The 21,356-nt window shown below is 61.3% G+C and carries 20 protein-coding genes; 9 read left to right on the forward strand and 11 right to left on the reverse strand.

The genetic code is table 11. The features are described from left to right. Positions 1 to 35 precede the first annotated feature (35 nt). Positions 36 to 1,790, forward strand: a complete 1,755-nt coding sequence (locus GAL01_RS04585; RefSeq protein ID WP_062033249.1) for an ABC transporter ATP-binding protein — start codon at positions 36 to 38, stop codon at positions 1,788 to 1,790. Here the strand turns inward: GAL01_RS04585 and GAL01_RS04590 are convergent. The 6 genes from GAL01_RS04590 to GAL01_RS04615 all read right to left on the reverse strand — a co-directional run bounded on the left by GAL01_RS04590 (position 1,748) and on the right by GAL01_RS04615 (position 8,135). Then, positions 1,748 to 2,260, reverse strand: a complete 513-nt coding sequence (locus GAL01_RS04590; protein WP_062033246.1) for an RNA pyrophosphohydrolase — start codon at positions 2,258 to 2,260, stop codon at positions 1,748 to 1,750. The genes GAL01_RS04585 and GAL01_RS04590 overlap by 43 nt on opposite strands. Beyond that, positions 2,257 to 3,414: a divergent polysaccharide deacetylase family protein gene (locus GAL01_RS04595; protein ID WP_062033244.1), complete on the reverse strand. Its 1,158-nt coding sequence runs from the start codon at positions 3,412 to 3,414 to the stop codon at positions 2,257 to 2,259. The genes GAL01_RS04590 and GAL01_RS04595 overlap by 4 nt, the downstream gene beginning before the upstream one ends. A 17-nt stretch (positions 3,415 to 3,431) precedes the next feature. Next, entirely contained in the window at positions 3,432 to 4,889 is a 1,458-nt protein-coding gene (locus GAL01_RS04600) for a S41 family peptidase (protein ID WP_062033242.1), read from the reverse strand. Between the two features lie 128 nt (positions 4,890 to 5,017). After that, positions 5,018 to 6,310, reverse strand: a complete 1,293-nt coding sequence (locus tag GAL01_RS04605; RefSeq protein WP_062033240.1) for a murein hydrolase activator EnvC family protein — start codon at positions 6,308 to 6,310, stop codon at positions 5,018 to 5,020. Then, entirely contained in the window at positions 6,297 to 7,829 is a 1,533-nt protein-coding gene (gpmI, locus tag GAL01_RS04610; protein WP_062033304.1) for a 2,3-bisphosphoglycerate-independent phosphoglycerate mutase, read from the reverse strand. Before gpmI ends, GAL01_RS04605 begins: the two co-directional genes overlap by 14 nt. A gap of 114 nt (positions 7,830 to 7,943) precedes the next feature. After that, positions 7,944 to 8,135, reverse strand: coding sequence for a CsbD family protein (locus GAL01_RS04615; RefSeq protein WP_062033238.1), 192 nt, complete (start codon positions 8,133 to 8,135; stop codon positions 7,944 to 7,946). 163 nt (positions 8,136 to 8,298) lie between these two features. On the opposite strand from GAL01_RS04615, the gene msrB reads away from it, so the two are divergent. From msrB to GAL01_RS04630, 3 genes are all read left to right on the forward strand, one after another. Beyond that, a complete protein-coding gene (msrB, locus tag GAL01_RS04620) occupies positions 8,299 to 8,715 on the forward strand; it encodes a peptide-methionine (R)-S-oxide reductase MsrB (protein WP_062033235.1) in 417 nt (138 codons plus the stop codon). Further along, positions 8,712 to 9,350: a uracil phosphoribosyltransferase gene (upp, locus tag GAL01_RS04625; protein WP_011251913.1), complete on the forward strand. Its 639-nt coding sequence runs from the start codon at positions 8,712 to 8,714 to the stop codon at positions 9,348 to 9,350. Before msrB ends, upp begins: the two co-directional genes overlap by 4 nt. A gap of 81 nt (positions 9,351 to 9,431) precedes the next feature. Continuing rightward, on the forward strand, positions 9,432 to 9,719 hold the full coding sequence (locus tag GAL01_RS04630) for a DUF1330 domain-containing protein (RefSeq protein WP_062033232.1): 288 nt from the start codon (positions 9,432 to 9,434) through the stop codon (positions 9,717 to 9,719). 3 nt (positions 9,720 to 9,722) lie between these two features. On the opposite strand, the gene GAL01_RS04635 is transcribed toward GAL01_RS04630, so the two are convergent. Next, positions 9,723 to 10,949, reverse strand: a complete 1,227-nt coding sequence (locus GAL01_RS04635; protein ID WP_062033229.1) for a threonine ammonia-lyase — start codon at positions 10,947 to 10,949, stop codon at positions 9,723 to 9,725. Then, positions 10,949 to 11,422, reverse strand: coding sequence for a transcription elongation factor GreA (gene greA / locus GAL01_RS04640; RefSeq protein ID WP_062033225.1), 474 nt, complete (start codon positions 11,420 to 11,422; stop codon positions 10,949 to 10,951). Before greA ends, GAL01_RS04635 begins: the two co-directional genes overlap by 1 nt. Positions 11,423 to 11,590: 168 nt before the next feature. Between greA and GAL01_RS04645 the strand changes: the two genes are divergently transcribed. Further along, the gene (locus GAL01_RS04645; RefSeq protein ID WP_062033222.1) at positions 11,591 to 12,112 is read left to right on the forward strand and encodes a hypothetical protein; all 522 of its coding nucleotides are present in this window, start codon (positions 11,591 to 11,593) and stop codon (positions 12,110 to 12,112) included. After that, complete coding sequence (locus GAL01_RS04650; protein WP_062033219.1) at positions 12,112 to 12,318, forward strand: helix-turn-helix domain-containing protein; 207 nt, start codon at positions 12,112 to 12,114, stop codon at positions 12,316 to 12,318. Before GAL01_RS04645 ends, GAL01_RS04650 begins: the two co-directional genes overlap by 1 nt. Positions 12,319 to 12,373: 55 nt before the next feature. On the opposite strand, the gene carB is transcribed toward GAL01_RS04650, so the two are convergent. Next, a complete protein-coding gene (gene carB / locus GAL01_RS04655) occupies positions 12,374 to 15,628 on the reverse strand; it encodes a carbamoyl-phosphate synthase large subunit (protein WP_062033216.1) in 3,255 nt (1,084 codons plus the stop codon). A gap of 3 nt (positions 15,629 to 15,631) precedes the next feature. Then, a complete protein-coding gene (gene carA, locus GAL01_RS04660; RefSeq protein ID WP_062033213.1) occupies positions 15,632 to 17,011 on the reverse strand; it encodes a glutamine-hydrolyzing carbamoyl-phosphate synthase small subunit in 1,380 nt (459 codons plus the stop codon). A 273-nt stretch (positions 17,012 to 17,284) separates the two neighbouring features. On the opposite strand from carA, the gene GAL01_RS04665 reads away from it, so the two are divergent. Both GAL01_RS04665 and GAL01_RS04670 read left to right on the forward strand, forming a co-directional pair. Next, positions 17,285 to 17,740 carry a GatB/YqeY domain-containing protein gene (locus tag GAL01_RS04665; protein ID WP_062033210.1) on the forward strand — a complete coding sequence of 152 codons (456 nt, stop codon included), beginning with the start codon at positions 17,285 to 17,287 and terminating at the stop codon, positions 17,738 to 17,740. 129 nt (positions 17,741 to 17,869) lie between these two features. Beyond that, a complete protein-coding gene (locus GAL01_RS04670) occupies positions 17,870 to 18,820 on the forward strand; it encodes a cation diffusion facilitator family transporter (RefSeq protein WP_062033207.1) in 951 nt (316 codons plus the stop codon). Between the two features lie 46 nt (positions 18,821 to 18,866). Here the strand turns inward: GAL01_RS04670 and GAL01_RS04675 are convergent, their stop codons facing one another. Next, positions 18,867 to 19,238 (reverse strand): hypothetical protein, encoded by a 372-nt coding sequence (locus GAL01_RS04675; protein WP_062033204.1) that lies wholly within the window; start codon positions 19,236 to 19,238, stop codon positions 18,867 to 18,869. 226 nt (positions 19,239 to 19,464) lie between these two features. Here GAL01_RS04675 and dnaG point away from each other — a divergent pair, with 226 nt between their 5' ends. Continuing rightward, positions 19,465 to 21,312, forward strand: a complete 1,848-nt coding sequence (dnaG, locus tag GAL01_RS04680; protein ID WP_062033301.1) for a DNA primase — start codon at positions 19,465 to 19,467, stop codon at positions 21,310 to 21,312. Positions 21,313 to 21,356: the final 44 nt, after the last annotated feature.

Raw genomic sequence — 21,356 nt, forward strand, 5'->3', positions numbered from 1 at the left:
TCGTCCTTTTCGCAAGGTTTGCTACACCCCCGGACATGACGAAAACCACAGCCCTTGATACGGACAGCCGCGTCCTGATGAAACGCATCTGGCGCGAGGAAATGCGCCAGCATGTAGGACGGATCATTTCCGTCGTTGTTCTGACCGTTCTGATGGCCGCGCTGACCGCGCTTTATCCCGCCGTCATCAAGCGGGCCGTGGACATGTTTGCGGCGCATGATTCCCGGATCCTGTATCAGGTCCCGGCTCTTGTCGTGCTTGTGACCGGACTCAAGGCCGCGTCTCAGTATGGGCAGACGATTGCCGTGCAGGGGCTGGTTCTGGCGGTGATCCGGGGATTGCAGTCCCGCATGTTTGCTCATTCGCTCCAGGCGGATGTCTCGACGATTGAAAAAGACGCGCCTGCCAAATGGGCCGCCCGCTTCACCACGGACGCCATTTCGATCCGCGAGGCGATGATCCGCGTGGTCAATGCACTCGGAGACGCTGTGACGGTGGTGGGGCTGGTGATTTCCATGATCGTGACGGACTGGGAACTGAGTCTGATCGCACTCGTGCTGTATCCGGTTGCGGCTGTCCCCATCCAGAAGCTGGGCAAAAAAGTGCGCCGTGCTTCGGGCGGCATGCAGGAGCAGATTGGCGAAACCTCGGCGCTGTTGAACGAAAGTTTCGCTCTGGCCCGGCAGATCCGTATCTATCGCATGGAAGACCGGGAAAGCACGCGGGTCGATCACTCCCTCGATCTGCTGCATTCCGCATTTTTGCGTATTGCCAAAGGCCGTGCCCGCGTCGATCCGGTGCTTGAGGTTCTGGGTGGTGCAGCCGTGGCTGCCGTGCTGGGGTTCGCGGGCTGGCGGGCTGCTCAGGGCGGCGCGACGCTCGGAGATTTTACTGCGTTCATCGCAGCCCTTCTCACCGCATCCCGCCCTATCCGCGCGCTGGGCTCGCTCAACACGGCTCTTCAGGAAGGGCTGGCCGGATTGTCGCGTGTTTTCGCCGTGATTGACGAACCCCCTGCTGTGATGGAGCGGGTGGGTGCAAAGCCCCTTCCAGCAGGCAAGGGACACTTGGTGTTTGAGCAGGCCGGTTATCGTTATGAAGACGGCCGGGTTGCGTTGCGAGGTCTGACTTTCGATGTGCAGCCCGGAAAAACCGTGGCGCTTGTCGGTCCCAGCGGGGCCGGAAAATCCACGGCTCTGTCCCTGATCCCGCGTCTGCATGATGTGAGTGAAGGGAGCATTCAACTGGAAGGCGTGGATCTGCGCGATCTGACGCTGTCATCCCTTCGCGATGCCATCGCCTATGTCAGCCAGGACACAACCCTGTTCGACATGTCTCTGATCGAGAATATCTGGATCGGGCGACCGTCAGCGTCGCGGGATGAGGTCGAAAAGGCATGCGCCATGGCGGCAGTCGATTTTCTCGATAATCTGCCAGCAGGACTGGAAACGCGGGTGGGGCCGGGCGGACGTCGACTGTCGGGCGGCCAGCGTCAGCGTGTGGCACTGGCCCGTGCACTCCTGCGCAACCCGCGGATACTTCTGCTGGATGAAGCGACGAGCGCACTGGATTCCGAGAGCGAAGCGCGGGTTCAGAAAGCTTTGGCCAATCTGCGCTCGGGCCGTACGACTGTGATCGTGGCACACCGCCTCTCAACGGTGCAGGCGGCGGATCTCATCGTCGTCATGGATCACGGAGCCGTCGTCGAAGCGGGGACGCATGCGGAACTGCTCCGGAAAGACGGTCTTTACGCGAGACTGGTGCGGACCCAGTCTTTGGCGGCGGCCTGAAACAGGGCCGTCAGTTCCGGGATCAGAGCGGCGTAAAGGTCTTTTTTGAAGCCAAGATCGCGTGCTAGCACCTCGCCCGGCTCAACCCATTCCCAGCAGTCGAATTCCGCTGGCTCATGAAGGTCCAGACGGATCTCGGAATCGCGTCCTTCATATCCCATCACGAACCACTTCTGGGTCTGCCCACGGAAACGACCCCCTAAAGCCTTTCCGATCAGGGCAGCGGGCAGGTCGTAGGATAGCCATTCCTGGCGTTGGGCGAGGATACGCGCGTTCTGTGTTCCGATTTCTTCGCCCATCTCTCGCATGGCGGCTGTTTCGGGAGTCTCCCCCTCGTCGATGCCACCTTGTGGACACTGCCAGATCCGGCCCGGAAGATCTGTCCGACAGGCGATGAACAGCTTGCCTTCCCGGTTGAAGAGGGCAATTCCGACATTCGGGCGGTAGGGAAGGGTCATGGGATCGCTCATAGAGGGGCAACCGGGCTGTCGGAAGATAAATTGGCGGCCTGCTCGTTCCCGATACCGCTATCGACGAAACTTGAGGGAGGTACCAGGACGAAGCTGGCGGCCGCCGGGCCTTTGAGCCAGTTTGCAAGACGGTCGATCATGACGGGGGTGACAGGACCAACCATCAGCAGAATTTTCGTGGGCTTTCCCTTCTGGGGCAGCAGCGCGGCAAGACGGCTGTCCAGAGTGGCTGCGTCCGTGTCGCCATCAATCCAGGCCGTCGCAGTCATGCCGCGTGTGTGGCGACCATCCTGTGCGGAGCCTGCCAGATAAAGAAGACCTTTACTGCTGATGACGCTGGCGATCGGAGCAAAATCCGGCGAGGTCGCATAACCGCCGCCCGGTTGATCGTCTCCGTTTTCAGAAGCGTCCGTCAGCCCTTCTGCGCCTGTGGCGCGGGACAGACACCATTCCAGTTCACGCTGGTCATCAGCCGCGGAATTGCCATATCCCAGCGCGTGCGGGCCTTCATCAACGCGCTCGGGATGTGCGCTCTGCATCGGAAGTGTGACATAGACTTCACGATGGCTGGCGTGGGCTCGGGCGATAATGTCGCCGATATTGCTGACATACGGCGAAATCCCAACGGCGACCGGAGCTGGAATGCGCGCAAGGACGTCGTAGGTGAGGGCGTCAGAATAACCAAAGCCCTGGAGCACGATTGCAATGGCGGTTTTGTCCGCCGGGATAGCCGCCAGCGGCGGCCTTACGGCGGCTGCTGAATCGGTGGGCATAGAGGGCGTCACCGATGGAAGTGCCTGTTGTGTCACTGCGGTTGAAGGTGCTGTGACTGTGGGCGGAACGGCTTTGGCGGAAATGACTTCTGCTGTTTCGGGAGGCGCTGGCGTCTGCGTCTCAGGCGCACTGACAGGCCGGATCGCCTCTCTTGGCATCGGTGTGGAGACGATCGAGGAACTGCTGTGCGCAGGCGGAACTTCCGGTCGGGCTGGGGACGTGACCTTTGCCAGAACGACGGGCTTATGCTGATGGAACAGGAATGCCGCCGCTCCGGCCCCTCCGGCCAGAAGGACTGCCCAGAACGCGATCAGAAGGCGTCCGATAACGGGAAGTCGTTGCCAGAGCCCTGCACGGCTGGAGGCGGGACGGTTCTGCACGATCCGGGATGTCCTTGTCAGTGATGTGCTTCGGGCGGCTTGGGTACTGCGGGAGCAGAGGCCTTGACCTCGGTCGCTGGTGCGGTCGCAGGGGCGGGGTTTGAAATGCCTGCCATGGCATTGATGACCTTGATGGCCTGCTGAAGCTGGAAATCTGTCGCAGGCTTTGTAGCGTCAAACGCGGGCCAACTTGCATCCGGCATTTTGGGAATGGATTTCGCAATTGGCGGAATATCGGTGCGCGGCGTCTCGGTCGTACGGTTTCCGCCGATGTTCGTCAGGATGTGAGACAGATCCGCCTCGCGGTAGCCATAGGCATCGTCATCCTTTGTTTCGGATACAGGGATATCGGGTGTGATGCCAAGGCCCTGAATGGAACGGCCGGACGGCGTGTAGTAGCGGGCTGTCGTTAGACGGACTGCGCCTTGATCGCCAATCGGAATCAGGGTTTGGACCGAACCTTTTCCGAAAGTCTTTTCACCAAGGATGATGGCGCGGTGATGGTCCTTCAGTGCGCCAGCCACGATTTCACTGGCCGAGGCAGAGCCACCATTCGTCAGGACGACAATCGGCAAACCATTGGTGATATCCGTACCCTTCGCGTCCCAGCGTTGGTTGTTTTCCGCATGGCGACCGCGAATGGAGACGATTTCACCATCCTTGATGAAGTCGTCCGCGACTGCGATGGCCTGGTCGAGCTTGCCACCCGGATTGGAGCGCAGGTCGAGAATGATTCCGGTCAGCTTGCCACCGGGAGTTTTGGCGGCTTCTGCCTTGAGCTTGTCGAACGCGGCATGCATGGCGCCTTCGAGATCGTCATCGAACTCGGTCAGACGGATATAGCCCGTGCTGCCATAGAGGGCGGATTTTACGATCTGGACATGGACGATTTCGCGCGTCATGTCGAAAGTCAGGGTCTTTCCGGTTTTGGGGCGCACGACTGTCAGGCTGATTTTGGTGCCCGGATCGCCGCGCATCTTGCGGACGGCCTGATCGAGCGTCAGATCGTCGATGCTCTTGTGGTCGACCATCGTGATGAAATCGCCTGGCTGGATACCAGCGCGCGCGGCCGGAGTGCCGTCGATCGGGGAGACGACACGGACATGGCCGGATTCACCCTGAACCTGAAGACCCAGACCGCCAAACTTGCCCGAAATCTCGGTCTGCATGTCGTGGAACTGGGCTGCGGTCATGTAGGAGGAGTGGGGGTCGAGATTGCCGACCATTCCATCCAGTGCGTTGTTGATGAGGTCCTTGTCAGACACGGGGTGGACGTATTCCGCCTTCACCACGTCCATCACCGTTCCCAGCAGCGTCAGCAGGCGGACGGTTTCCGCGCTGTTGTCATGGGAAATCTCACGGGCGAAGGCTGCGCCCGGAAAGTCGCCGGAGCCAGCAAGACGCAGGGCGCCCGGTCCAACAGCCAGTCCGGCCAGAAAGGCGGTGCCCAGCAACAGGCCACTGCGAAACTTCATGTGATCTCCATCCTCGGGCACGAAGGAACCTGCTGGCCTACGGTGCTCCGCAGGGAGACTAGGCCGGTTCAGGTTGCCAAATTACTAAGATACGATCCTACAAGGTCAGACGCGCTCGGCAAACCGGCTCAGAGGAAAGGCGCCGGACTGACGACCTGTGCGCCGTGGCGGAGCTGGACGAACAGCATTCCTTCGGCCGCAGGCATCTGGCCGAGTGTGGCAGCTTTCCTGATGCTTTGGCCACCCGAAACGCTCAGCTGCCCCAGTCCGGACAGTACGAAACGATAGTTGCGTCCGCAATCGAGGATCAGCATCTGCCCAAAAGAGCGGAAAGGACCGGCAAATTCGACTCGGCCGGTACACGGAGCCTGGACGGCGGCGGAGGAGAGGGCGGCGTAGGTGATGCCGGTTGCCGGTCCGGCTTCCGTTGCCTGTCCCCATCGGATTGCAACATGGCCTGGGACCGGGGCGTGACCGCCGGTGCTGGAAACGCCCTGTCCGGCGGAAGAGAGGGACTGGGCCTGCGAGCGGGCGTGGCGGGCGCGTTCGAACTCATGCTGGCGGGCAAGGGCTGCGGCTTCTTTTTCCAGTTCGGCACGGGCCTGTGCTTCCTGCTGCACCAGACTGCTGATTTCCGCAGACAGATCCGCTGCGGCCTGCATGGCGTCGGCAACGGCCTTGCGGGCTCTCTGCGCGCCCTGATCTGCGATGGCTTCCTGATGCGCTGCAACCCGGGTCCGGGCGGCGGCGGTGTTTCGGTCATGGGTCTGCTGTGTCAGCAGATCCGAAAGCTCTTTCTGTTGCTGTTCCAGATCGTTGCCGATGGCGCGGAGTTCATCTTCGCGGGACTGAAGGGTTCGGGCGCGCTGTCGGGTCAACTGGGAAAACCCGCCGAGAATGGACAGGGCGGTTACGCTCTCGGACGCCGTTTCGGGGGAGGCCAGCAATGCCGCGTCGGGGGCGATGGACAGGCGGGCGGCGACGGGGAGCAGGGGTTGCAGGGCGGTATTCTGCTGGCGGATGTCAGCCTGAACTGCGGCCTGTCTGTTTTTCAGCTCCGCGATACTGGCCTGCAGGGTCTGGATGCGGCTCTGGGTGCTGTCCATGGCGGATTGGGCCGTATGGGTCTGGGCGGTGTAAGCGAGTGTCCGGGCCGTGTCCTGCCGGGCTTTTGCTTCTGCCTGTGCCGACGCGATCTGTTTGGCCCGCAGGGCGGCGGCTTCTGCGGCCTGTTGCTGTTCCAGCGCGCGGCGTGCGGCCTGTGCGCGGGCGAGGGCTTTCTGCCCCGCACTTTGTTCCGCGCTCGGCGCTGTCAGCGTTGATTTCGCGACATGATGGTGTGGCGCATGATGTGCTGTCGCCCAGTGGGGCGACAGGATCAGAGCAAGCGGCAGGATATGTCGTGGATCAGGCGCTTTCAAGCAGGGAGACACCCGTCATCGCGTCAGGCTGGCTGATGCCCATGAGCGCCAGCATGGTTGGGGCGAGATCGGCCAGGCGACCATCATGGATGGTCTTGCCGTCTGCATGGGCGAGAATGACCGGCACGACATTGAGTGTGTGGGACGTATGGGCGCCACCCGTCACGGGGTCGCGCATGGTTTCGCAGTTGCCGTGATCTGCCGTCACGAGCAGAGCGCCACCGGCTTTGACAATGGCGTCATTGATGCGTCCCAGCCCCTGATCGACCGTTTCGCAGGCCTTGATGGCGGCGGGCAGGGAGCCTGTGTGACCGACCATGTCAGGATTGGCGAAGTTCAGGACGACCATGTCAAATTTGCCGCTTTCAATGGCGGCAACGGCCTTGTCCGTCAGTTCAGGGGCGGACATTTCGGGCTGAAGATCGTAGGTCGCGACCTTGGGAGAGGGGACAAGAATGCGGTCCTCGCCTTCAAACTGGACTTCGCGGCCCCCGTTGAGGAAGTAGGTGACGTGCGGATATTTTTCCGTCTCAGCCATGCGGAGCTGCGTTCTGCCCGCTTTGGCCACCACGTCTCCCAGTAGATCGTCGAGCGGCACCTTGGAGAAGAGAACGCTCATATAAGGGGCCAGATGGTCGGAGTAGCGGGACATGCCGCAGACGGACGCGAACTTTATCTTCCGCCCGCTGTCGTATTCCGCAAAATCCGGAAGAACCAGAACGTCCAGAAGCTGGCGGATGCGGTCCGCACGGAAATTGCAGGACAGGATGCCGTCTCCGTCCTTCATGCCGGCGTAATCGCCCAGAACGGTGGGAAGAACGAATTCATCGCCCTTGTCGCTGTCGTAACTGGTCTGGAGGGCGGAAAGTGCATCCGGGGCGTGAGGCCCCTTCGCATCGCGGATGGCCGCGACGGCCAGGTCAACACGCTCCCATCGGCGATCGCGGTCCATGGCATAGTAGCGGCCGCTGAGTGTGGCGACTTTTACACTGTCTGGCAGGTCCGTGAGGAATTTTCCGATGAACTGCTCGCCTGAGCGCGGCGCGGTGTCGCGGCCATCGCTGAAGATATGAACGGCAACGGGAACGCCTGCTGCGCTGACGATTTTGGCGAGTGCAACGACATGATCCTGATGGGCATGCACGCCGCCGGGCGAAATCAGGCCCATGAGGTGGCAGGTTCCGCCCGAGGCTTTCAGCGCCGCGATATGGTCCAGAAGGACAGGATTCTGAGCCAGTGAGCCGTCTCGGGCACTGCGGGAAATGCGGGGGAGCTCCTGCATGACGACGCGACCGGCACCGATGTTCAGATGGCCGACTTCAGAATTGCCCATCTGCCCGTCCGGAAGGCCTACGTCCTCGCCGGAGGTTTTCAGAAACGCGTGGGGGCTTGTGGCCCAGAGCGTGTCGAATGTCGGAGTGTGGGCGAGGCGGACCGCATTGTCGGATTCATCCTCACGCCAGCCGAAGCCGTCGAGGATGACCAGCATGACGGGACGGGGTGTTGAGGATGCAGACATGACAGTCTCCTGAAGGGAAAGAAGGAGGGAACTGCCGTCCATCATGCCACCATTCCCCGCAAATGCGAACGCCCGCCATGAAGGCGGGCGCTGCATTGTGATCGCAGGTGGGGCTCAGAGCTTGTCGATACCGCTTTTGACAGTATCCTTGGCGTCACCGACGCCCTTCTGGACCTTGCCCTTGAGGTTCTGGGCGATACCCTCAGCCTCAAGCTTCTCATCGTTCGTCACGTGGCCGACCTCTTCCTTGATCTTGCCCGTCACCTGATTGGCGACGCCTTTGATCTTGTCTTCGATGGAACTCATGACCGGATCCTTCCGTCTTGATGTTGTACGGATCTTAACGGGTTTCATCGTGCCGGGTTGCGTCCTGACAGTTTAAGATGCGTGACAAAATACGGCCGCGCTTTCATACATCCCCAAAGATCCATTCCCAGAAGACGTCCCTCAGAGTTTCCGGAGAACCAGCATGACCCAGAGTTGCGGCCCGACCGGGCAGAACGGCAGTGGTTGCGGCGTCGGCCTGACACCGGAGCAGCGGCGCATCCTTCACGAACATGGCACGGAACGTCCCGGATCCAGCCCGCTCAATGATGAAAAACGGGCGGGAACCTATGCCTGTGCGGCCTGCGGACGTCCGCTGTTCTCCTCGGATGCGAAATATGACAGCGGCAGTGGCTGGCCGTCATTCTTCCAGCCCCTCCAAGGGGGCGTCGAGACGACGCAGGACAGCCGCTATGGCATGGTCCGCACGGAAGTTCACTGTGCGAACTGCAAGGGGCACCTGGGGCATGTGTTCCCTGATGGGCCGCCGCCCACGGGGCTGCGTTATTGTATGAATGGGCTGGCGCTCGATTTTCGCCCGGCCGAAGGAGAAAAAGCATGAGTCAGGCGCTGCCGCCTATCGTTCTCGACCATCCGCTGGTGCGCCACAAGCTGACCCGTCTGCGTGACCACAATACGTCCACGGCCGGTTTCCGGCGCCTGACGCGCGAACTCAGCCTGCTGCTGGCTTATGAAGCCACGCGGAACCTCTCGCTGGCACCGCGCCATATCGAAGCGCCAAGCGGCCCGATGGAAGGTGAAGAACTGGATGGCAAGAAGCTTTGCTTCGTCTCCATCTTGCGGGCTGGCAACGGTCTGCTGGATGGAATGCTGGATCTGGTGCCGTCCGCGCGCGTAGGTCATATCGGGCTGCGTCGGGACCACGAGACGCTGGAAGTCAGCGAATATTATTTCAATATGCCGAGTGATGTTCCGGGCCGGACCTGCATCGTTTTGGACCCTATGCTCGCGACGGGACACTCCGCTGCGGCTGCGCTGACCCGCGTGAAGGCTGCCGGGGCGACAAACCCGATCTTTGCCTGCCTGCTGGCTGTCCCGGAGGGCATTGCCCATATGGCAGAACTGCACCCTGACGTGCAGATCGTGACCTGTTCGATCGACAGCCATCTGGACGAGCATGGCTATATTGTTCCGGGCCTCGGAGACGCGGGCGATCGTCTGTTCGGCACGCGCTAAAGCACGGGCACACGCTCTTGTGTGCTGAAATGTCAGGCGTTTTGTGGCGGGTATGGAGGCTCATTCTGAGGAGAGCGTTCCATGCCTGCCTATGCCCTGTTTATTCGTGACAAACTGGCTGATCCGACTGAATTTAAAAAATATTCGGAAGTGGTTGGTGAAACCTTCAAGGGTTTCCCGGCCAAAATCCTTGCTGCCTACGGCAAGCAGGAAAAACTCGAAGGCACAGAGCCTGATGGCGTGGTGATCATCGAGTTTCCGGACGCGGCCTCGGCCCGCGCCTGGTATGAAAGCCCGGCCTACCAGAAGGCTGCCGAGCACCGCTGGAAGGCCGCGACCTATAACGTCGTAATCGTCGACGGGATCTGAGGATCAGTCCCGCCGGACGATGTAATGCCGTGCCAGATCGGTTTCGATCTGGTGCGCGTGTTCGGTATCGCGGGCTTCCACCATCACCAGAAGTTCCGCCGTCTGAACGGACGGAGAGGCGAACAGGCGGTGATGGGAAACTTCGATGATGTTTCCGCCGTAATTGCCGATGCGGGTGGAGATATCTGCCAGCGTGCCCGGCCGGTCGGGGATCTGGAAGATCAGCCGCAGGATCCGCCCATCCCGAAGAAGGGAGCGCAGGATCGTGTTGGCGAGGATGCGCGCGTTGATGTTCCCGCCCGAAAGCGGCAGGGCGACGCGGCGACCTCTGAACAGCTCCGGATAGGCGAGGACGGCGGCGAGACCCGTCGCGCCCGCGCCTTCGCAGACCTGCTTGGCCTTTTCGGCCAGTGTCGTGACGGCGCTTTCGACCTGAAGTTCGCTCACGACAAGGATTTTCGAGATCTTGTTGCGGAATGCGCTCAGGCAGTGATCACCGAGTCTGGTAACAGCGATGCCTTCCGCAATGGTCGATCCACCCAGTGTCGGGCCGTCTTCCTTCGGATAGCTGGACAGCGAGGCATAGGCCTCGACCTGGACGCCGATCACTTCAACATCCGGGCGCAGGGTCGCCATGACGGTGGCAAACCCACCGATCAGTCCACCGCCACCGACCGGCACGACGACTGTGTCGATATCCGGTGCGTCCTGCAGAAGCTCGAGCGCGGCCGTGCCCTGACCGGCGATGACGGCCGGATCATTGAACGGGTGAACGAGAACGCGCCCGTCCTGCTTCTGAAGCTCGGCGGCTGTTTCGCTGGCCTGCGCGAAATCGTCACCTGCGAGCACCACGTTCGCGCCCCAGGCCTGCGTTGCCGCGACCTTGGTAGCGGGCGTGAAGCGCGGCATGACGATGGTGGCATCAATGCCGAGAAGACTGGCCTGACGGGCCACACCCTGTGCGTGATTGCCTGCCGAGACGGTAATGACGCCACGGGCCCGCTCTTCCGGCGTCAGGAGGGCCATTTTGTTGGCCGCTCCGCGCTCCTTGAAGGAGCCGATCGCCTGAAGGTTCTCAAGCTTGAGCGTAATGTCCGCGCCTGTCAGTTTGGACAGGGCAGGGCAAGAAATTGTTGGCGTGCGAACCACGGTGGACGCGATGCGCTCATGGGCGCTTTCGATGTCCGCAATGGTCACGACAGGGGTGGTGGACGTCAGGACGTCAGACATCAGCGATATGCGACCTTGAGGATTTCGTAAGTCCGGTCTCCGCCGGGCGCGGGCACAGACACGGTATCACCGACATCCTTGCCGATCAGCGCCTTGGCCAGCGGTGAGGAAATCGAGATCAGGCCCTGCTTGATGTCGGCTTCATGGACGCCCACGATCTGGTACAGGGCTTCCTTGTCGGTTTCTTCATCGACAAGCTGGATATGCGCGCCGAAACGGACGCGCGTTCCGGTCAGCGTCGAAGGGTCGATCACTTCGGCGTTGGAGACGATGCTTTCCAGCTCCAGGACCCGGCCTTCGATGAAGGACTGGCGGTCACGGGCGGCGTGGTATTCAGCGTTTTCGGACAGGTCCCCATGTTCGCGGGCTTCTGCGATGGCGCGGATGACGGCCGGACGGTCGACGCTCTTGAGGGTCCGCAGTTCGTCTTCGAGACGCTGCTGTCCCTTCGCGGTCATGGGGATCTTCTGCACTCTGAAATCCTCGAAAAAGCGTGACTGAAACTTGATAAACAGCCTGACAATATAGGATTTCAGGGAGTTTTTTGCAAGATGGCGTATTTTTATTTATCGAAAAGCGATAAAATTCTTGTTGGGTAAGGGGTGAGTATGCTTATCGTTTTTCGATAAGGAGAAGCCATTATGAAGACAGTTGATAGTTTGTGCCGCATTCGTCAGGTTCTGCGTGTTCTCACCGGTATCTCATCGGTGCTTTTCTGGAGCGGATTGATGCTGTTGGTAGGCAGCCTTTTGCTCGCGCCAGTGCTCTACGTCTTCTGGGACAAGGCATCGCATTTGATATGGAAAGATGCAGGCGAGATATTTGGTCTCATGCTTGCTGTTGTCGACATGTACATACTGATGAATGTTTTAAGTGGTTCAATTAAGATTGTTGATAATTCCATTTCCGAAAAAATTTTTGCTCAAAATAATGCGGAAATCATGTGGGTTATTTTCAGAAGGATCGTTTATTTTTTCGGAATTGGCTTTTTCGGGGGAATATTTTCGAGCCTTCTTGATCCTGTAAAATTCGGCCCATTCCTGTGGATCAACTGTTTTTCGGATCTTGTTGATTCCCTGCTCTGTCTGGGACTGGTTTATCTTATTGCTTTGCTTTTCGGGGTAGGCGTTCAGCTTCAGTCCGAAATTGATGAGGTCATCTGATGCCGGTGCAGGTCAATCTGGATGAGTTGCTGAAGGCGCGGGGTATGTCTTTGACGGAACTGTCGGAGAAAGTGGGGCTGACGCTGGCCAATCTCTCCATTCTCAAGACAGGCAAAGCAAAGGCGATCCGTTTTTCGACCCTTGAGGCCTTGTGTCGGGTTCTCAACTGCCAGCCGGGCGATCTTCTTCGATATTCAGGCGACTGAAAATGAAAAACCCCGCCAGATTGCTCTGGCGGGGTTTTTCAAGGTCAGGAAGGGGTCAGAACTCACCCTTGAAGTAAGACTGGAGCGGGGCGACGCCCAGATCGTCTTCCTTCAGGACCGCGATCGCATAGGTCGCCGCACGGGCGCCTGCGATCGTGGTGTAATGCGGGATGCCCATCGTCAGGGCGCTGCGACGGATCTCGTAGCTGTCCTGTGCGGCCTGCCCACCCTGTGAGGTGTTGATGACCATCTGCACGTCGCCCGAGCGGATGGAGTCCACGCAGTTCGGACGGCCCTGCATCACCTTGTTCACGCGCTTTACGGGAATGTCGGCGGCTTCCAGACGGGACGCCGTGCCGCTGGTGGCAAGGATCGTGAAGCCCATGGCGACCAGCTTGCGGGCGAGAGGCTGGACATGCGCCTTGTCGCTGTCACGAACGGACAGGAACACCGTGCCCGCAAGCGGCAGCGTCACACCGGCGGCAAGCTGCGATTTCGCAAAGGCGCGCTCGAAGCTGGAATCCAGCCCCATGACTTCACCCGTGGAGCGCATTTCCGGGCCGAGGATCGTGTCGGCATTGGCGAAGCGGTGGAACGGGAACACCGCTTCCTTGACCGCGACATGCGGAGAGACCGCACCACCATCAAGCTTGAACTCGGTGAGTTTCGCGCCCGCCATGACGCGTGCGCCGATCTTGGCAACCGGAACGCCGGTGGCCTTGGCGACGAATGGCACGGTCCGGGATGCGCGGGGGTTCACTTCGAGAACGAAGACTTCCTGATCCTTGATGGCGTACTGGACGTTCATCAGGCCGCGGATGCCCAGTTCACGGGCCATGGCTTCGGTCTGGGAGCGCAGTTCCGTCACCAGTGCCGGGGAGAGCGTATAGGGCGGCAGGGAGCAGGCGGAGTCACCGGAATGGATGCCGGCTTCCTCGATATGTTCCATGACGCCTGCGACATAGACGTTCTCGCCGTCGCAGATGCAGTCCACGTCCGCTTCGATGGCGTCGTTGAGGTAGTGGTCGAGCAGGACGGGACCGGTCGAGACTTCCGGACCGGCGGCGCGCAGGACTTCGTTGAGGTAGCGCTTGAGGCCCGGTTTGTCATAGACGATTTCCATCGCCCGTCCGCCCAGAACGTAGGACGGGCGGGCGACGACCGGGTAGCCGACCTCTTCCGCGATTTTCTCGGCTTCCGCCGGGCTGCGGGCGATGCCGTTGCGGGGCTGGCGCAGGCCGAGCTTGCGGAGCATGGTCTGGAAGCGCTCACGGTCTTCGGCGCGGTCGATCGCGTCCGCAGGCGTGCCGAGCAGAGGGATGCCGGCGTCTTCAAGGGCGCGGGACAGCTTGAGCGGGGTCTGGCCGCCATACTGCACGATGCAGCCCAGAACCTTGCCGCCCTTTGCTTCGGTGCGGATCAGGGCGATCACGTCCTCGGCGGTCAGGGGTTCGAAATACAGGCGGTCCGAGGTGTCGTAGTCGGTCGAGACCGTCTCGGGGTTGCAGTTGACCATGACCGTCTCGAAACCGGCTTCGCGTAGGGCGTAGGCGGCGTGGACGCAGCAATAGTCGAACTCGATGCCCTGACCGATGCGGTTCGGGCCGCCACCGAGAATGATGATCTTGTCGCGGTTCGTCGGGCGGCTTTCGCATTCCGGCGTGCCGAACCCGCCTTCATAGGTCGAGTACAGATAGGGCGTGTCGGACGCGAATTCGGCGGCACAGGTGTCGATGCGGCGATAGACCGGTGTGACAGCCAGTTTTTCGCGCAGTTCTGCGACATCTGTGACGCTCTGGCCGGAGAGGCGTGCGAGCTGGACGTCCGAGAAGCCCTGGGCCTTGAGACGGCGCAGGTTATAGGCGTCCGTGGGCAGGCCGCTCTTTTCGATCTCGCGCTCGGAGGCGACGATATCTTCGAGCTGGCGGAGGAACCAGGGCTCGAACTTGCAGGCTTCGTTGATCTGCTCGACCGACAGCCCGGCGCGCAGGGCCTGTGCGGCCATCAGGATGCGCTCGGGGCGCGGCTCGGCCAGGGCGGCGAGATAGGCGTTGTGCGAACCGTCGCCGGGGGCTTCGACTGGGTCGAGGCCGGTGAGGCCCGTTTCCATCGAGCGCAGGCCCTTCTGGATGGCTTCGGCGAAGGACCGGCCAACCGACATGGCTTCACCGACCGACTTCATGGACGTCGAGAGCAGCGCCGGGGAGCCGGGGAACTTCTCGAAGGTGAAGCGGGGGATCTTGGCGACGACATAGTCGATCGTTGGCTCGAAGGAGGCCGGGGTCGTTTTCGTGATGTCGTTCTTGAGTTCGTCCAGCGTGTAGCCGACGGCCAGCTTGGCGGCGATCTTGGCGATCGGGAAGCCGGTGGCCTTCGAGGCAAGTGCGGAGGAACGCGACACGCGCGGGTTCATCTCGATGACGACCAGACGGCCATCGGCCGGGTTGACGCCGAACTGCACGTTGGAGCCGCCGGTCTCGACGCCGATCTTGCGCAGGCACGCGATCGAAGCGTCCCGCATGCGCTGGTATTCCTTGTCGGTCAGCGTCAGGGCGGGGGCAACGGTGATGGAGTCACCGGTATGGACGCCCATCGGGTCGATGTTCTCGATGGAGCAGATGATGATGCAGTTATCCGCGGTGTCGCGGACCACTTCCATCTCGTATTCTTTCCAGCCGAGGACGGATTCTTCGATCAGGACTTCGGTCGTAGGGGAAGCATCGAGGCCGCCCGTGACGATCTGGTCGAACTCCTCACGGTTATAGGCGATGCCGCCACCCGCGCCGCCCATGGTGAAGGACGGGCGGATGATGGCGGGCAGACCGACATCGGCCAGGGCCGCGCGGGCTTCTTCAAGCGTGTGGGCGATGGTGCTGCGGGGGCTTTCGATCCCGATCTCGTCCATGGCTTCGCGGAATTTCTGGCGGTCTTCCGCGCGGTCGATGACCTCTGCGTCCGCGCCAATCAGTTCCACATTGTGCTTTTTGAGGAAGCCGGACTTGTCGAGCGCCATGGCAGCGTTCAGGGCTGTCTGGCCACCCATTGTCGGCAGGACGGCGTCGGGCTTTTCCTTGAGGATGATGCGCTCGACGAATTCCGGGGTGATCGGCTCGATATAGGTCGCATCCGCCAGACCGGGATCGGTCATGATGGTGGCGGGGTTCGAGTTGATCAGGATGACGCGATAGCCTTCCTCGCGCAGGGCCTTGCAGGCCTGTGCGCCGGAATAGTCGAATTCGCAGGCCTGTCCGATGACGATCGGGCCAGCGCCGATGATCAGGATGGACTTGATGTCTGTCCGTTTTGGCATGGCTCAGGCTCCTGCTTTAGCGCGACGGTCCATGACCGCGACGAAACGCTCGAAAAGATAGAAACTGTCGGACGGGCCGGGGCTCGCCTCGGGATGGTACTGGACGGAGAAGGCGTCTTTCGTGGTGGAGGCGATGCCTTCGTTGGAGCCGTCGAACAGGCTCACATGCGTCACCTTCACGTCCGCAGGCAGAGACTTTTCGTCCACGGCGAAGCCGTGGTTCTGGCTGGTGATTTCCACGCGGCCGGTCTCGACGTCCTTGACCGGCTGGTTCGCACCGCGATGGCCGCGCTCCAGCTTGTAGGTCTTGCCGCCCAGCGCCTGTGCGAGGAGCTGATGGCCGAGGCAGATGCCGAAGACGGGGACGTTTGCGTCCAGCACCGTGCGGATGGCGGGGACGGCATAGGTGCCGGTCGCGGCCGGATCGCCGGGGCCGTTGGAGAGGAACACGCCTTCGGGCTTGAGTTCCAGGATCTCTTCAGCCGTGGCCGTGGCGGGCAGGACGGTGACGTCACATCCGGCGGTCACGAGGCAGCGCAGGATGTTGTCCTTGGCGCCGTAGTCCATGGCGACCACGCGGCGGCGGTTTTCGGTCCGGGCCGGGCGGGTGGTTTCCCAGACGCCTTCGGTCCAGACCCGCTTGGGCTGAGTCACCTCTTTGGCGAGGTCCATGCCTTCGAGGCCGGGCCACTGGCGGCCGCGGTTCAGCAGGCTGTCCGTGTCGATGCGGCCGTTTTCCGGGAAGGCGAGGATGGCGGTCTGTGGGCCGCTGTCGCGCAGGGTGCGGGTGATGGCGCGGGTATCGACGCCGCTGATGCCCGCACGGCCGTGCTGCTTCAGCCAGGCGGCGAGGGGCTCGTTGGAGCGCCAGCTTGCGGGGGCCGTGATGTCCTCCTTCACGACGGCACCGAGGGCAGCCATTTTCGGGGCCTCGTTGTCATCGGCGTTCGTGCCGACATTGCCGATATGCGGGAAGGTGAAGGTCACGATCTGTCCGGCGAAGGACGGGTCTGTCAGGGTTTCCTGATAGCCGGTCATGCCGGTGGAGAAGCAGAGTTCTCCGACGGCGCCTTCCGTATGGGCGCCGAAGCCGCGGCCCCACAGGACTGTCCCGTCTGCAAGGACAAGGGCGGCGTTGGCGCCGGGAGGGCAGGGATTGGACACGTCCGTCTCTCTTTCTTGTTCTTGTGGGGTTTGAGGTGCGGTGAGATCCGCTGTCAGATCCTGAAGGGCGATTCCCGGCACGCGCAGCAGGGCCGGCCAGTGTTTGGTGGGGACCATGCGGGACTGGCGCCATTTGCGCACGGCTTCCAGCCCAACGCCGGCGAGAGCGGCGATTTCGTCCGCGCCTCCGGCTTTTTCGATGATTCTGTCGATGTCCATGGTCGCCCCGTTGCTGACTGCCGGATGTACTCTGGAGCCTCTGAATAAGGGATCGGAAACGGAATGGGAAGTTTTTTCCCACTGTGCGTTCTGCATGCCGGGAGGGGGTGGGAAGTTTTTTCCGAATGGCTCAGCAAATGGTGTGTTCGGGCTGCATCGGCGGAGGCTGGATTGTTGCAATCCGGCTTTTGTGCGATTTTGCCGCGATTCAAGAAATGAGGGACAGTTCGCCAAGGGAGTTTCCTGCGGGCTGTCCGATGAAGGAGAACGGCTATGTCGCTTCGCAAGCAGATCATGGATGACCTCAAGACGGCGATGAAGGCCGGTCAGTCCGAGACGGTGGCGCAGATCCGCGGGATCACGGCCAAGATCAAGGATCTGGATGTCGCTGCCCGTGCCAAGAGCGCCGAGGTGACGGATACGGACATCATTTCCGCCCTGCGCTCCATGATCAAGTCCCGCACGGAATCCGCTACGATGTATCGTGAGGGTGGCCGTCCGGAACTGGCGGAAAAGGAAGAGGGCGAGATCGCCACGATCAAGTCCTACCTGCCGCCGGAACTCGATGAGTCCGCGCTGAAGGCCGGGATCGCCGAAGCGGTGCAGAAGACCGAAGCGGCGGGCATGAAGGACATGGGCAAGGTCATGGCGGCTCTGAAGGAGCGCTTCGGCGCGGATCTGGACCCGGCGAAGGCCAGCGCGCTGGTGAAGGCGCATCTCTCGGCCTGATCGACCGTTCAGAAGGTCATGATGCAGAAAGCCGCTCCTTCGGGGGCGGCTTTTTTGTTGGGACGGGCGTTTGACAGCGGAGCGTGGAGGTCATCACTCTGATGTTCGGATTTTACGAATGAGGCCAGAATGTCCGCAGGTGGTTCAGCGAAGGTCGTTTTCATTGCCCTGGGGGTGAATTTCGGGATTGCCTGCGTGAAGGGGGCTGCTGCGCTCCTGACCGGTTCGGCGGCCATGCTGGCGGAGACGGTTCATTCGTTTGTCGACTGCGGCAACCAGATCCTGCTGCTGGTGGGGATGAAGCGGGCGGCGGCTCCGGCGACGAAAGAGCATCCGCTGGGACATCACCGGGAGCTTTATTTCTGGACGCTGGTTGTGGCGGGGGCGCTGTTTGTCGGCGGTGGCGTCGCATCCCTGCATGAGGGCTGGGAAAAGGTCTGGCATCCGTCGGCGATGGAGTCTGTCCATATTCTGGAACATGTCCTGCCCGGCTGGTGGCTGAACGTGGCCATTCTCGGGATTTCGGGCAGCATGGAGGGATATGGTTTTCTGGCGGCCATGAAGTCCATGCCATCGGGCAAGGGATCGCTGTGGACCATGATCCGGCGCAGTACCGATCCGGGGCTGTTTGTCGTGCTGTTCGAGGACGGCGCGGCGCTGGTCAGTCTGATGATCGCGCTGCTCTTTACGGTTTTGTCCGTTGTGACGGGATGGCATGTTCTGGATGGCGTTGCGTCGCTGCTGATCGGGGTGGTTCTGGTGATCGTGGCGGTGCTGCTGACGAACGAGACGCGCTCTCTGCTGGTCGGGGAGAGCAATCCGGAAATTGACGCCTATGTGCGCAAAGAGGCGATGAGACTGCCGGGTGTGGTCGGGGTGAACGAGGTCGTGACCGAAACGCGGGGACCGGGGAGCATCATCGTTCTGCTGTCGCTGGACTGGGAGGATACGTTGACAGCGGGGCAGGTCGAGCAGGGGGTTTCTGCGCTGGAGCGGGTGACGCGGGCGCGGTATCCGTCGGTCATGCGGATGTATGTCGAAGCACAGGACCACAGGGATGGTGTGCCAGTTCCGATCTGAAGCGGGCTAACCGGGCTTCCGTTGAAGAAAGCCCGGTGTGGTGTGCTTACTGGGGCTGCGCCGGAGCCGTTGCGGCAGGCGCGGTGGTTGCAGGTGTCGTGCCGGTCATCTGGCCGGGCTTTGTGGAGTGTTCCACGTCATAAGCCGTTGCCTTTTCTTCGTAAGAACCCTTGGCGCCCGGGTGCTCCTGATCGTACAGGGCTGCCTTGGCGCGGGCTTCCTTGCGGTAGCGGTGACGCACATACATGCCGGTCACGCAGCCGCCCATGGCACCCAGAACGCCATGATGGTTGGCGACGTGCCCGCCGACGGCGCCGGCGGCACCGTATTTGAGGCATCCGCCCGGTTCTGCCTGCGCTGTCGTAAGCGACGTCGCCAGCAGGCCGGTTGCGGCTGCAAGCATCAGGTACTTTTTCATGAATGCTTCCTGTTGTTCAAAACTGCCGGAGCACCCGGCAGCAGAGAGAGGGCTTTAAGCATGCCTTAACCCTGCATCCGGAACAACAGGCCGGGCAGGGGCAGGAATCTGAAACGGGGTGTGACGGATGTGGATTCTGGAAGAAAGTTTCCTTTAAACATGAGCGCTGGCGCTGTATGCGCTCATGGTTCTTCTCTCTGACGTGCATGAAAGGCTCTTTCTGCCCATGGCAATTGATGCGGCCTTTCTGGATGAATTACGGAACAGGACGCCGCTTCCGTCGCTGATCGGGCGCCGCAACAAGCTGGTGAGGTCTGGGCGGAACTGGAAAACCTGCTGCCCGTTTCACGGCGAAAAAACGCCGTCCTTCTACATTTATGACGATCATTTCCATTGCTTTGGCTGCGGTGTGCATGGAGATGCGATCTCTTATGTGATGCAGAGCGAGGGGCGCAGTTTTCCCGAAGCGGTCGAACAGCTTGCCTCGGAAGCCGGGCTTGAAGTCCCGAAAGCGGATCCGCGAACCGAGGCGCGTGCGCGCGAAGCGCAGTCTCTGGGCGATGTTCTGAATCTGGTGCAGGAAAGTTACCGCCGCCGTCTGTATCGTCCGGAGGGACGCGAAGGGCTGGCCTACCTGCGTGGACGGGGCCTGACGGATCAGACGATCGAGCGGTTTGGTCTGGGTTGGTCAGGGGACGGGCGGCAGCTGCTGGACGAACTGCGGCCGCATGGCGTGAGCGTCGAAATGCTGATCCGTGCGGGTGTCATGCGGGTGGACGAGCAGGGGGCGCCGAAGGGGGAGCTGTTCTTCAACCGTGTGACGTTCCCGATCCGGGACCGGCGGGGGCGGATGATGTCCTTCGGTGCGCGGACGCTGGGAGACGGGCAGCCCAAATATCTCAATGGTCCGGAGACGGCGCTGTTCTCCAAGCGGCGGACATTGTTCAATCTCGATCTGGCGCGGGAGGGTGTGCATCGCGGAGCGGATCTCGTGGTGGTCGAGGGGTATATGGACGTGATCGCCTTGGATCAGGCCGGGTTTGGGGGGGCAGTCGCCCCTCTGGGCACCGCGATGGGGGAGGAGCAGCTTGAACTGCTGTGGCGCATGTCGCCGTCGCCGATCCTGTGTCTGGACGGCGATGCGGCAGGGGCTCGGGCGGCGCTTCGTGTGTGTGAAGTTTCGCTGCCGCTGCTTTCACCGGAGCGGACGATCCGCTTCTGCCGGCTGGATGCGCAGGACGATCCGGACAGTCTGATCCGCAGCCGTGGACCGCGGGCCATGCAGGAGGCCTTGTCAGGGGCGACGTCCATGGCGGAGGAGCTGTTCGGGCTTCTGACTGCAGGGCTGGTCGATCCGGGGCCGGATCAGCGGGCGGCGCTGCGGGAAAAGCTGGTGACGCTGTCGAAGCTGATCCCGGACAGGGCGTTGGCTTCGGAATATCGCAGCACGCTGCTGGACATGTTCTTCGAGCGTTTCAGGCGAAAAAAGACTTTCCAGCGCAAGGGTGGCGAAAGTCTGAAGCTGTCCACGCAGGCCCCCGGCGCGATGCGCGATGTGGAGTCGGGGAATGTGGAGCGGCTCAACATCATGACGGCGATGCTGCTGCGGCATCCCGATATCCTTCCGGAAGTGGAACAGGCCTATGCGGGGCTTTCTCTTCCGTCCGATCTGGATCGTTTGCGCTCGGCTCTTCTGGACTGGTCCTGTCAGGAAGAGGCGCGCGATGCCCTGACGGAAGAGAGCTGCATGGCGTGGCTTGAGGGACATGGACTGACGGATCTGGCCGAGGCGCTGAAAAGCGGGCCGTTGCCACGAAGTGTGGGAGACGGGAAGGTCCGAGACGAGGTTTTGACGGTGGATGTCATTGAAAGTTGGTGGCATTTTTATGCCTTGGTCAATTTTCAGACCTTCGAGCGCACTCTTGAAGAAGATGTGACCAAAGCCGTGGTGAATGGTGACATGGAGTCTTTTGTGGACGAGAATGGCCAGAGCGGACTGCGCTTCCCCAGTGCGCTTATGACCCGGCTGCGTGTGCGCGACGCTTTGAAAAGCGGAGAGAGAGTCGGAGAGTGACTGGACTGATGTAGCGGCAGGGCTTGTTGTAAAGAAATGGAATC

It is taken from the genome of Gluconobacter albidus (assembly GCF_002723915.1).
GTDB classification, from domain to species: Bacteria; Pseudomonadota; Alphaproteobacteria; order Acetobacterales; family Acetobacteraceae; genus Gluconobacter; species Gluconobacter albidus.